The sequence below is a fragment of the Gordonia lacunae genome (assembly GCF_002149015.1).
Taxonomy (GTDB): Bacteria; Actinomycetota; Actinomycetes; order Mycobacteriales; family Mycobacteriaceae; genus Gordonia; species Gordonia lacunae.
Genome location: NZ_NGFO01000015.1, coordinates 78,568 through 91,678 on the forward strand (window position 1 = coordinate 78,568; position 13,111 = coordinate 91,678).

At 69.5% G+C, this 13,111-nt stretch carries 6 protein-coding genes and 1 tRNA gene; 2 read left to right on the forward strand and 5 right to left on the reverse strand.

The annotated features are described in order from the left end of the window. The 3 genes from CA982_RS14230 to CA982_RS14240 all read right to left on the reverse strand — a co-directional run bounded on the left by CA982_RS14230 (window position 1) and on the right by CA982_RS14240 (window position 1,936). On the reverse strand, window positions 1-1,191 hold the full coding sequence (locus CA982_RS14230) for a L,D-transpeptidase (protein ID WP_086536008.1): 1,191 nt from the start codon (window positions 1,189-1,191) through the stop codon (window positions 1-3). Window positions 1,192-1,511: 320 nt separating this feature from the next. Further along, window positions 1,512-1,584 (reverse strand) — tRNA-Lys (locus CA982_RS14235). A gap of 127 nt (window positions 1,585-1,711) precedes the next feature. Continuing rightward, window positions 1,712-1,936 (reverse strand): DUF3618 domain-containing protein, encoded by a 225-nt coding sequence (locus tag CA982_RS14240; protein ID WP_086535960.1) that lies wholly within the window; start codon window positions 1,934-1,936, stop codon window positions 1,712-1,714. Window positions 1,937-2,088: 152 nt separating this feature from the next. On the opposite strand from CA982_RS14240, the gene bcp reads away from it, so the two are divergent. Further along, on the forward strand, window positions 2,089-2,565 hold the full coding sequence (gene bcp, locus CA982_RS14245; protein ID WP_086535961.1) for a thioredoxin-dependent thiol peroxidase: 477 nt from the start codon (window positions 2,089-2,091) through the stop codon (window positions 2,563-2,565). 10 nt (window positions 2,566-2,575) lie between these two features. After that, window positions 2,576-3,202, forward strand: coding sequence for a TetR/AcrR family transcriptional regulator (locus tag CA982_RS14250; protein ID WP_086535962.1), 627 nt, complete (start codon window positions 2,576-2,578; stop codon window positions 3,200-3,202). Between the two features lie 13 nt (window positions 3,203-3,215). Here CA982_RS14250 and acpS read toward each other — a convergent pair whose 3' ends face one another. Both acpS and CA982_RS14260 read right to left on the reverse strand, forming a co-directional pair. Then, complete coding sequence (acpS, locus tag CA982_RS14255) at window positions 3,216-3,608, reverse strand: holo-ACP synthase AcpS (protein WP_086536009.1); 393 nt, start codon at window positions 3,606-3,608, stop codon at window positions 3,216-3,218. A 38-nt stretch (window positions 3,609-3,646) separates the two neighbouring features. After that, entirely contained in the window at window positions 3,647-12,931 is a 9,285-nt protein-coding gene (locus tag CA982_RS14260; protein WP_086535963.1) for a type I polyketide synthase, read from the reverse strand. Between the last annotated feature and the right edge of the window lie 180 nt (window positions 12,932-13,111).

Consider the following 13,111-nt stretch of genomic DNA (forward strand, 5'->3'; position numbering starts at 1 on the left):
TCAGGCGTTGTCGGCGTTGCCCTTACGCCAGACGGACCACGGGATGTTCCAGTCACCGAGTCCGTCGGTGCCCGACAGCGTTCCGCCCGTCGTGTTCTTCACGACCACCGGGTCGCCGCGGAGAGTGTTCTCCATGACCCACAGCGCGTTCTCCGGGCTCAGGTTCAGACAACCGTGACTCGTGTTGGTGTTGCCCTGCGCCCACACCGACCACGGTGCGGAGTGGAAGAAGATGCCGCTGTAGGACATCCGGGTCGCGTAGTCGACCGGAGTGCGATAGCCGTTCGACGAGTTGACCGGCACACCGTAGGTCGAGGAGTCCATGATGATGTGGTCGTGCTTGTCCGCGACCAGGTAGATGCCGTTGTCGGTCTCGTCACCGGCCTTGCCCATCGACGTCGGCATGGTCCGGATGACCTTGCCTTCGCGCTCGAAGACGACCTGCTTGGTGTTGTCGTCGGCCGTGATGACCATCGAGCGTCCGACGGTGAAGTTGGTACGCACGTTCTCCTGGCCGAACAGTCCGTCACCCAGATCGATGCCGTAGGTGTTGACCGCGACGCGCACCTTGGTACCCGGCTTCCAGTACTCCGCCGGCCGCCACCGGACCTCGCTCGGGCTGATCCAGTAGAAGGCACCCTCGACCGGAGGGTCGGTGGTGATCCGGATGGCGCGCTGCGCCGCACGACGATCCGCGATCGGCTCGTCGAACTTCACCGCGACCGGCTGTCCGATGCCGACGGTCTCGCCGGGGCTCGGTGTCAGATATGCCTGCGTGAGGTTGTTGGGACTGCTGGTCGTGAAGGTGACCTTCTTGGTGACCGCTCCGCCGATGCCGACGGCGTCGGTCTCCAGCGTGTAGGTGCGGTTGTAGCCGAGGGCCTCGTCGCTGACCCAGACGGTGTCGTTGTCCGCGAGGGTGCCCTTCACCGGGGTGCCGTCGGACTTCTTGATCAGCACCCGGCTGATGGTGCCCTCACTGGTCTTCACCTTGATGGGCGCGCCGGGCTGCACGCCGACGGCGTTGTCGTTCAGGGGACGCTCGGCCAACTCGGTGATCTCGAGACCGGGCTTGAGGAGGTCGTCGAAAAGACTGGAGCTGCTGACGTTGTCGGAATACGACGCTTCCTGCGTGCACGACGTCACCAGCGCGACGATTGCCAGCATCACTCCGCTGATGATCAGCGGCATCCGCCGAGTACGACCGATCCCCATCTCACTCCCGCCTGTCGGCGTCCCGACCCCGAACCGGTCGGTCACGCTGCCCCGCAACCTGTGAAAACCTGACATCCTCGACCCCGAACCGCCGAACCGGACATTCCGAACCCGATGTCGCGGACCAGTGTACGAGAAATCCGACCGAACGCTTCGCCGGTCATCCGTTCGAGTGGCGTGTTGCGCACCCGAAACGCCGGACGTTCATCTGCTGTTCATCGACCGCCGCCGGCGATCGAAACCCGCTGAGATGCCACAAGACGCCCCGCTGAATGCGAGGCGTCTTGGGGACTCTGTGCGCCATCAGGGACTCGAACCCCGAACCCGCTGATTAAGAGTCAGCTGCTCTGCCAATTGAGCTAATGGCGCTTGCCGGTGCGAGATGGAACCTTACAGGACCCGCGCGGCAGAAGTGAAATCGCCTGGTCGGCGCGGGTTCTGCCACCCGGGAGGCCTGCGCGGACGACTCCGCGTGACCACCGGCCGGATCAGTGGATCACCTCGCGGCGACCTTGCGGACGACGATGAGCACCACCAGCGCACCGACTCCGGCGATCGCGTACTTCACCGCGGGCGTCTGCAGCGTGGCGAGCGCCTTGGACTTGGCGTCGTCGGCGAGCCGCTGCGGGCTGGTGCGTTCGGCCAGCGCGTCCAGCGTGCTGGCGAGGTCCTCACGGGCCTTGGCGATGTCCTGCTCGATACGTTCGGTATCTCCGGCCACGTTGCATCCTTCCGGCGCTTCTCGATTGTCTCTCCGCTTCCCCGGCCGGCCGAACGACCGCTCGGGGCCGGGGATGAACCGCCAGATGGCAGCGTCTCGATGCTACGACATCCCGGCATCCGGGCATGTGGCCATGCACTAGCCTGGCTCTCATGGGAGAGACCACCACCCGATTGTCCGTGGGCGACAAGGCCCCGCCGTTCACGCTGCCCGACGCCCACGGCGAGCCGGTCTCGCTGTCGGACTATGCCGGACGCAAAGTCGTCGTCTACTTCTATCCCGCGGCGTCCACCCCGGGCTGCACCAAGCAGGCCTGCGACTTCCGCGACAACCTGGGCGAGCTGAACGAGGCGGGCATCGCCGTCCTCGGCATCTCTCCCGACAAGCCGGCGAAGCTCGCGAAGTTCGTCGAGGCCGAGGGGCTCACGTTCCCGTTGCTCAGCGACCCGGAGAAGAAGGTGCTCACCGAGTGGGGCGCGTTCGGGGAGAAGAAGATGTACGGCAAGACCGTCACCGGCGTGATCCGGTCGACGTTCCTGGTCGATGCCGACGGCACGATCGAACTGGCGCAGTACAACGTCCGCGCCACCGGACACGTCGCCAAACTGCGTCGCGACCTGTCTGTCTGAGCCGACCCCGATGTCCGAGTCCGCCGAACCGCTGGTGCCGCGTAAGCGGCCCACCCAGGAGCGCAGCAAGCGCAAGTTCCAGGCGATGCTCGAAGCGGCCCGGGAACTGCTGATCGACGTGGGGTTCGAGTCGCTGACGTGCGAGGAGATCGCGACGCGGGCCGAGGTCCCCATCGGAACGCTCTATCAGTACTTCGCGAACAAGTACGTCATCGTGTGCGAGCTGGACCGCCAGGACACGGTCGACGTACGCGAGGAACTCACGGCGTTCTCCTCGGAGGTGCCGTCCCTCGAATGGCCGAGCCTGCTCGAGAAGTTCCTCGACCACCTCGCGGCACTGTGGCGCACCGATCCGTCGCGGCGCGCGGTGTGGCTGGCCGTCCAGTCGACCCCCGCGACCCGCGCCACCGCATCGCTGAACGAACGGGTCCTCGCCGAACAGGTCGCCCGGATCATCGCGCCGCTCACGCCGTCACAGCGTGAGCGACGCGAGATGATGTCGCAGGTGCTCGTGCACACCGCCTACTCGTTGCTCAGCTTCTCCGTGCAGGACGGCCACGACCACGACGAGACCGTCGCCGAGCTGAAGCGGATGCTCGCGGGCTATCTGCTCCTGGAAGAGTCGACGACGGTCTGAGTGGTCGGCCGGGTCACCTGCCCTCGAGGATCGCCACCGCCGCGGCGGTGTCGCCGTCGTGGGTCAGCGACACGTGCACATTCGTGTCGCGCAGGTGTTCGCCGATCTCACCGGACAACCGGATGGCCGGGCGTCCCCAGGTGTCGGTCACCACCTCGATGTCGCTGTGCCGGATCAGTGGCAGCAGGGGCGAACGCGAGAAGCGGCTCACCGACCACGCTTTCACGACGGCCTCCTTGGCGGCCCAGCGGGCGGCCAGATGCCGGGCGTCCTCGCCGGTCCCGGCCGCCGAGTCCCGACGCTCGCCGACCGTGAACCGGTCGGCGAATGTCGTACCCGGCTGCCGGAGTTGCTCGCCGAACTCCGGGATCGACACGATGTCGATCCCCACACCGAGGACGCTCATGCCCTCGGATCCGCCGGCACCGTCGGACTCACCGGGTGTCACCGGCTTCCCGCCACCGGGACACCGGCGCGCTCGACGTCGGTCCCGTACACGTCGTCACCGTCGAGCCGCGTCTGCGGATCGAGCAGCATGCCCGCCTCGGCGTCGTGCTCGTCGACCGACTCGTCGAAGCGACGGTTCGGCGGACGCTGGTAAGCAGGCTCGCCACCGCAGATCGACTGCAGGAAGCGCTGGCTGCCCAGACGCGTGCGTTCGTCGGCGCGCTGACGATAGGCGTCGCGCTCCTCCGGGTTCAGCGAGGCGATGAACGCCTCCGGGTGCACCACCGCGATGAGCCCGGACACGTGGCCGAAACCGAGACTGGTCAGCAGGCCGGCCTTGAGCGGGAACCGCTCGCCGAGCTGCAACGTCTCGCGCGGCCACACCAGGTGGGGGTACTCCGCCATCTTCTCGTCGACGCAGTCGAGGCTGCGGTTCGGCGGGATGACACCGTCGCGCAGGATCTGGCACAGGCCGATGAGCTGGAAGGCCGCCGCGCCGCCCTTGGCGTGACCGGTCAGCGACTTCTGCGACACCACGAACAGCGGTGCGCCCTTGCCGCGGCCGATCGCCGCCGCGAGCCGCTCGTGCAGCTCCGACTCGTTGGGATCGTTGGCCTTGGTGGAGGTGTCGTGCTTCGACACGACCGCCACGTCGTCGGCGCTGACGCCGAGCGAACCCAGCGCACGGGCCAGCGGCGAGGACAGCGACCCGCGAGCCGCGCCCAGGGCACCGAGACCCGGAGCCGGGATCGACGTGTGCACGCCGTCGCCGAAGCTCTGTGCCCACGCGACCACACCGAGCACCGGCAGACCCATCTCGGCCGCGACGTCGCCGCGGGCGAGCAGGATCGTGCCGCCGCCGGCCGATTCGACGAACCCACCGCGTCGGCGGTCGTTGGCCCGCGAGAATCGCCGGTCGTCGATGCCGCGTGCGGTCATCTTCGCCGAGTCCGCGGTCGCCGACATCGCGCCGAAGCCGACGATGCCCTCGATACCCAGGTCGTCGAAGCCGCCCGCCACCGCGAACAGCGCCTTGCCGAGGCGGATCTTGTCGACGCCCTCCTCGACCGACACCGCTGCGGTCGCACACGCCGCCACGGGGTGGATCATTGCGCCGTAGCTACCGACATACGACTGGACCACATGCGCCGCAACGATGTTCGGCAGCGCCTCCTGCAGGATGTCGTTCGCGTTGGCCTCGCCGAGCAGGGTGTTGACGTACAGGTCGCGCATGGAGGTCATGCCGCCCATACCCGTGCCCTGTGTGTTGGCCACCAGACCGGGGTGCACCCAGCGCATCAGTTCGCTCGGCGTGAAACCCGACGACAGGAAGGCGTCGACCGTGGCCACCAGGTTCCACAGGGCGACCCGGTCGATCGACTCCACCATGTCGGGGCTGACACCCCAGCGGGTCGGGTCGAAGCCGGTCGGGATCTGACCGCCCACGGTCCGGGTCAGCGCGAACTGACGCGGGACGCGGATCTCGGTACCGGCCAGCCGGGTGACCTGCCAGTCGCCATCGGCGTTCTGCGTGACCCGGGTCTTCTCCGGGTTGGCACTGGCGAACGCCCGCGCCTCCGCCTCGGAGTTGACCGTGAAGGTCAGGTCCTCGTCGACGAAGACCGAGGTCAGCAGTGGCGAGGTGTTGTCGACCATCGCCCCGTCGTCGGCGTAGCGGCGGATGCCGCAGCGCGCGACGACCTCGTCGTGATAGCGCTCGGCGATCTCGCTCTCCGGCACCGGGTCTCCGGATTCGGTGTCGTACCAGCCCGGCTTCGGCGCCGAATCCCAGTGCACCAGTCCGGTGTTCCAGGCGAGCTCGAGAACACCAGCGGCCGAGAGCTTCTCGTCGACCTCCATTTCGAAGCGGGTGCGGGCCGAACCGAACGGGCCGAGTTCACCGGCGCCCACGATGACCACGAGGTCCTCGGGTCGGGCGTCGATCGACGGCCACTCGGGACGCATCGCCTTCGGCGCGCGCGCCGGTGCGGGCAATGCCGCGACGGTCGTCACCGACTCTTCCGCGGTGTCCGCGGACTCCTCCTCGGCGGCCGCCGCCGCGGTGGCCGCCGCCGCGGTGGCCGCGAGCGCCTTGAGGTCGGTCGAGCTGTCCAGGCCACCGGTGAAGTCGGCCAGGATCGGCGCACTCACCGCGGCCGAGCGCTGCTCGGGCGTGCAGAGGGTCAGCAGGTTCGCCGCCATCTCCGCCGTGCTCCAGGTGCGCACACCCACCGCCTCGACTGCGTCGACCATCCCGTCGTTGTGACCCATCAGCCCGGTGCCGCGCACCCAGCCGATCAGCGCGTGGGCGAGCGTCGTCTTGGCGCCCCAGGACTCCTCGGCCGACCAGCGCTGCACGAGCGCGTCCAGCGAGGCCTTGCTCTCGCCGTAGGCGCCGTCGCCGCCGAACATGCCGCGGTTCGGCGAACCGGGCAGCACGACGTGCACCCGGGCGGCGATGTCGTGATCGGAATGGACGTCGGCGAGACCGCCGATGAGCCGCTCCACCGACCAGAGGAGCACCTTCATCTCCAGCTCGGCGCGACCACCGGCGTCGGTGAGGTCACCGGCGACCCGCGGTGCGGCGAACGGGAACAGCAGCGTCGGCTTCATCGCCGGCTTCACCACTGCCGTTGTGCCACCGAGGTTCTCGGTCTGCTCGGCCGCGATCCAGCCGACCAGGTCGTCGACGTCGGCGTAGGAGGCCATGTTCGCCGGGGCGATCCACAGCGCGGCGCCGGCCCGGGCATTCTCCCGGTACAGCTTCTTGTAGAACGCGAGACGGTCGGAGTTCAGACGCGACGTCGTCGCGATCACGGTCGCACCGCCGGCGAGCAGCCCGGCGACCACGCCGGCGGCGATGGATCCCTTGCTCGCGCCGGTGACGACGGCGATCTCGCGGCTGTGGACACCCTTCTCCGGGTTCTCCGCGGCGTGCGCGATCGCCCCGAAGACGCGGCCGTGCACGGCGTTGCCGTTCGCGAGGGCCTTGCCCTGCCACCAGGTGGCGTGGTCGGCGACGGTGTCACCGGCTCCGGCGAAACCGCCGACGATCGTGTCGAAGTCGGCGTCGAGATCGTGCTCGTCGGTCAGCCAGAGTCGGACGAGATCCTCACGGGCGGTTGCCCACCGGTCGTCGATGAGGACGACCTTGGCCGCGTCGAAGGCCGGTGCGACGGTCCGCGCCCAGTCCGAACCGAGTTCGGCGCTGACGAGCTCGGCGAGTTCGGCGTTCGGGTCGGCCGCGGCCTCGGCGAGATCGGTGACCTCGGCGAGTCCGAGCTTGTCCAGCAGGGTGTACGCGGCCGAGGCGAGCGCGCCGGAGCGACCGGTGATCTGCTCGGTGAACTCACCCAGCGCCGCGGCGTCGACCGTTGCGCCACCGCCGGACTCGGCGGCGGGCTTGCCGACCGGGATGCCCTTGACCGCACCGACCGCGGACACCGCCTTGTCGATGAGGGCATCGAGGGAATCGGTGTTCGTCAGCGGCCCGTCGAGCAGATTGCCCAGCGCCTCACCGCGGACGGACGCGCCGTCCCGCGTGCCCAGCGCCAGCGCGACGGTGGTGTGCAGACCCCAACCCGGGCCCAGCTGCCAGACACCCGACACGCGGTCGGTGATGTAGTTCTGGCGCTTGCCCAGCGGACCGAGCACCTTGCGCACCTGATCGCTCACCGCGTCGGTGAGCACCGCTCCCAGCGGCCGGTACCCACGGGCGAGGGTCTCCACGGTCGAGGACAGCGCCGTCATGTCGGCTTCCGCGGCACCGTCGATGGCCCCGAGCCCGAGCTCACCGCCGATGTCGAGGAGCAACTGGTTGCGACGCGACGACACACCGTCGCACAGGGCCTCGATCGTGTCCGCGGACCCGATCTGATCCACGCGCATCTTGGTCCACAGCGCGATCACGGACTTCACCGCGTCCGAGGGGGTGAAGGCGATGTCATCGGGGCGCGGACCGCCGGCGGGAGCCGCGGGTGCGGCCGGGGCAGGAGCTGCGGCGGGAGCCGGAGCGGCGTCCGCCGCCGCAGGCGTGGACTCGGCGGGAGCGTCGAGCTCGTCCTCGTCGGGCTCGTGGCCGGCGTCCTTGGCCAGGATCGTGTCGGTGTCCCGCTCGACGTTGAGGACCTCGGTGGTGGCCGCGGCGTAGTCGTCGAGCTTGAGGGTGTTGGTGGCCAGACCCGACAGCGTCGGGGCGCCCTTCAGACCGATCTCGACGAAGCGCTGAACTGCCAGCCCGTTCCGCTCCGGTCCGCTGAACAGGAGCTCCTGGGTCTCGATCCACCGCACCGGGCTGGCGAACTGCCAGGCGAGCAACTCGATCAGGATCACGCGGGCGAGTTCGTTCGGGGTCGCCTCCCAGGCATCCCAGTCGGCCAGGACCTCGTTCAGCGGATCCGACGGCACGAGTGCCGCGATCTCCTCGACGAAGTCACGGCCGAGATTGAACAGGCGCGGCACCAGGTTCGGGATGTACCGACCGATCAGGATGTCGATGTCGATGTCGGCCGGCAGCAGTTCGGCGAGCTTGCCGCGGAACTCCGGCACGCCGGCACGCAGCACGCTGGAATGGAACGGGACGTCGATCCCGGGGATCAGGATGAACGCCCGCTTGCCGCCGAATTCCGCGCGGCGCCGGTCGATCTCGGCTTCGAGGAGTTCCAGACCGCGAACCGTGCCGGCGATCGCGTACTGCGAACCGAGCAGGTTGAAGTTGACGACCTCGAGGAATTCACCGGCCTCCTCGCCCACGCCGGACACGAACGCGGTGACCTCGGCATCGGCCAGACCGAACTGACTCGGTCGGATGGCCGCCATCCGGTAGTCGCTGCGCCCCTTGTCGTCTCGGGGAACGAGATGGTGCATGGCCTCGCCACGCTGGAACACGACTTCGAGGACCGCCTCGAGGGGGAGGACGCCGGCACATGCGGCCAGCGCGTTGTATTCACCGACCGAGTGACCACAGGTGATGGCACCCTCGACGAAGCCACCGGACTCCTTGAGTTCGGCGATCTGCGCGACACCGAGGGTCGCCATCGCGACCTGGGTGAACTGCGTCAGGTAGAGCACGCCGTCGGGATGGTTGTAGGTGGTTCCGTTGGCGACGAGCGTCGTCGGGTTGTCGCGAACGACGGCCAGGATCGAGAAGCCGAGCGCCGCACGGGTGTGCTTGTCGGCGCGATCCCAGATCTTCCGGGCGGCCTTCGAGCGGGAGCGGGCGTCGAGTCCCATGCCCTTGCTCTGGATGCCCTGGCCGGGGAAGGCGTAGACGGTACGCGGCGCGGCGAGCAGGCCGGTTGCGCTCATCACCAGGTTGTCGCCGACCTTGGCGCTCACCTCGACGACCTCGCGTCCGTTGTCGAGACCCACCCGGTCGACACGGACGGTGATGCGATCACCGAGCCGGACCATGCCGAGATAGCGTGCGGTCCAGCCGATCAGCGGACGAGGCGACGGCGTCGGATTCTTCGCGTCGGTCGCGGTGACGACCTGCTGGGCGGCCGCGGACAGCCACATCCCGTGCACGATCGGGTCACCGAGACCGGCGAGCTTGGCCGCGGCCGCGTCGGTGTGGATGGGGTTCCGATCACCGGACACGACGGCGAAGCCGTTCATCCGGTTCGGCGCGGTGATGGTGGCGGTCCGGATCAGCTTCCGGGTGGCCGACTGCTCGGCCGCGAGTGCGCCACCGGCCCGGGCCGGGTCGGTGAGTTCGGCCGCTCCCAGACGCCCGCGGATCGCGAAGCGCTCGTCGAGCGTCGCGATCGGCCCGGCCGGTCCGGTGATCTCCACCGAGACCTCGACGACACGGCCCACCTCGGCGTCACGGACCGCGCCGGCGCGGGCGGTGACGGTGAGTTCGGCAGCGGCGAAGGGGATCTCGCCGGTCAGTGCGATCGCGTGGTCCAGGTGGACCAGGTCGAGCAACCCCTCGACCACCGGGTCACCCGAATCGGTGCGCGCGGCGCCGATGACGCTGAAGACGCTCGGCCAGCAGGCGCCGACCAGCGTGTCGGGCACGGCGAAACCGAACGGGTCGGTCGGCGTGGTCGGACGCAGGTGCGGCGGCAGGGAGAAACCGGTCACCGCGGCGTGGTCGGCAACCGAGTCCGGCTCCCAGGAGACAGTCGTGACCGAGACACCGTCGGTCACCTCGGCCAGGCTGCCGCCGGCGGCCACGGTGAGGATCTCGCGCATCGCGTTCGAGGCGTCGTCGAGGCCCACCAGAGGTGAACCACCGTCGCGCAGGCTGTCACCGGCCAGCAGCGGGATGCGCACGGAAGCACCCGAGATGGGGACGAGCAGGTCGAAACGGATGACGGCGTCGGCGGCCACCTGTTCCAGAACCGCTCCGCTGACGGTGTGCTCGGCCCGTTCGGGTCCGACCACGGTCCAGGCGTCACGATCACCGAGCAGCGCGATCGGGCTCGCCACGATCCGGCCGGCCCAGCTGACGTCATCGGATTCCAGCACCGAGGTCAGCACGCCCGCCTCGTCGGCCAGCCCGGCGCGATGCCGGGAGGCGACGACGGCCGGACGCTCCCCCGCGGCCTGCAGGTCGGCGGCGACGCGTGCCTCGAAGCGGTCGAGCAACTCACCCACGGGCTCGTCGACGCGGGTGATGCCCGCGACGGCGACCGGTCCCGGGATGACGCACACGGCGTCGGCGCCGTAACGCGGATCGTGGGCCTGCCACAGGGAGTCACTGCGCCACCACCGGCGCACGTCCTTGTCGATGACCGGCACGAAGTTGACGGGCTTGCCGGGAGTGCGGCAGAGCTCGAGGAAGAATGCGACGTCCGCGGGATGCAGGATATCGGTGTCGATCTCGGGGTACACACTGCCGAGCGCGTCGATCGCGGCATGCGGATCGGCGGCGGCGGTGGCCTCGGCGAACATCGTCGGGATGGGCCCGGAGTCCTGGGGGTGCATGCGCGCCTCGGTGCGCTGCAACATCTCCACGAAGCGCTGCTGCCAGGTGATGTCGGCCCACGGGACCTGTTCGCCACGGGCATCGCCGACGGCCAGTCCGGCGTACCGGTCGAGCCACTCGCGGTAGGTCATGGTGGCGACGTCGCCGAAGTACGGCTTCGCGGTGTCGGCCATCGCCGCGATGATCTCGTCGCGACGGGCGGCCACGGCGTCGGCGTCACCGGCGACCTCGTCGAGCAGGCGGCCGCAGCGCGACGCGGTGTTGTCGACCTCGTGGATGTCCGCGCCGAGCTGGGACCGGCCCGAGGCCATTCCGGCGGTGGCGTGCCCGGCACCGATCCACTCGTCGATACCGACGGTGTCGACGAGGAGTTGCTTGACCTCGGGGGTGGTCGTGGCTTCCTTGGCCGCCATGGCCGCGGTGCCGATGAGGATGCCGTCCAGCGGCATGACCGGGTAGCCGTGGGCGGCCGACCACGTGCCGGTGAGGTACTCACTGGCGCGCTCGGGGGTGCCGATGCCGCCACCGACACAGATCACGACGTTCGGGCGGGCGCGGAGCTCGCCGTAGGTCGCGACCAGCAGGTCGTCGAGGTCCTCCCAGGAGTGGTGACCCCCGGCGCGACCGCCCTCGATCTGCACGATGATGGGGTGATGCGGCACTTCGGCCGCGATGCGCACGACGGACCGGATCTGCTCGACGGTGCCGGGCTTGAAGGCGACGAACCGGAGTCCGGCTTCGACGAACTCGTCGACGAGGGCGACGGCGTCCTCGAGTTCGGGAATGCCTGCGGAGACGATCACGCCGTCGAGCGGGGCGCCCTGCGCACGAGCCTTCTGCACGATGCGCTTACCGCCGAGCTGCAGCTTCCACAGGTAGGGGTCAAGGAACAGCGCGTTGAACTGCGCTTCGCGGCCCGGCTCGAGCAGGTCGGTGAGCGTGGCGATGTTGCGCGCGAAGATCTCTTCGGTGACCTGGCCGCCGCCGGCCAGCTCCGCCCAGTGCCCGGCATTGGCGGCGGCGGCGACGATCGCGGGATCGACGGTCGTCGGCGTCATGCCGGCCAGCAGCATCGGCGAACGTCCCGTGAGGCGGGTGAAGGAGGTCTCGACGACGGTGCGACCGTCGGGCAGCTCGACGAGGGTCGGCGCGAACTGGGACCACGGGGTCGCGACTTCGGGGACGCCGCCCGGGCTGAAGAGGTTGCGCTGTCCGACGCGCAGGGCGGCCGGAACCAGTCCGACGCCCTGCCCGCGGACGAGGGATGCGGTGAGGCGGGTCGCGATGTCCCCCGGACCGAAGTCCAGGACCCACTTGGCGCCGCCGGCGACGATCCGGTCGACCGACGCGACCCAGTCGACGTGGCCGACGAGGATGTCGTGGGCGTGGCGGGTGGCGAGGTCACGGTCGATGCCGCACCGATCGGCCCACTGGCCGACCAGCTCGACGGCCTCGGCCATCGCCGGGTGGTGGAAGGCGACCGACACCTGCAGCTGGTCGAACTTCGGCGCGAACGGCGCCCCGCCGGTGACCTTGCGCTTGCGCTCGTCGGCCTCGGTCGCGGCGATCCGCTCACAGAGGGCGGCGAACGCGGCGAGGTGCCGCGGCGCACCGGACAGCACGACCGCGGTGCGGCTGTTCTTGATGGCGACGACCGGCGCGGTCGTCAGATCGTTGTCGGGCAGACCATCGCGGTACTGGGCCAGGATCTCGTCGACACGGGCCGGGCTGATGTTGGTCAGGGCCAGCATCGGGGTGCCGTCGGTGGTGACGCCGAGTCCGCGGCGGCGCGCGGTCAGCGATCCGGCGGCACCGATGAGGTGCGCGACTGCCAGCAGCAGGCCCTGACCGGATTCGGCGATCCGGCCGTCGGCACCGACCGCGTCGGTCGCCAGCGATCCTTGGGAGTGCCCGACCACGGCGTTCGGCGGCAGCACCGCGGTGTCCAGACCCTGCTTGCGGAGGGCTTCCACGGCCGCGAGTTGCGTGAGCAACACGCCCGGACCGGAGAGGGTGAAGTCGGCGAGAGTGGCCTCGGCGGGCACGTCGTCGCCCGCGTCGTGCGCGTGCACCCAGGTGAGCGGGTGGAATTCGGCCACCCGTGCCACGACGAGTTCGTCGGCAACCGGCTCGACGAGCCGTTCCGCGGAATCGACGATCTTGGCGACCCGGTGCTCCAGATCGGCGTCGACGACCAGCTCGGTCAGCGTGGGCAGCCATGCGCCGCCCTGCCCGCCGAAGCTGATCGCGTAGGGCTCGCCCTGCGTGAGCCGTTCGATGAGCGTGGTGGTGGGCCGTTCTGCGTTGGCGGCGCCCTGCGAGCCGGAGCGGAACTGGTCGACGGTCACGGATACTCCTCGGTGGTGGTCGGTCTCAGAGTGTGGATTTGCGGAGTGCGTAGGTGCGGTGCGGTAGATGTCTGTGGGTGTTGTGCGGGCGGCCGGTGCGCGGTCGCTGTGGCTGCGAGAAGCGCTGTCAGCAGCGGCGTATGGCGTGCGCTGCCGTGAACGGTCTCGTCGACGTCGCGC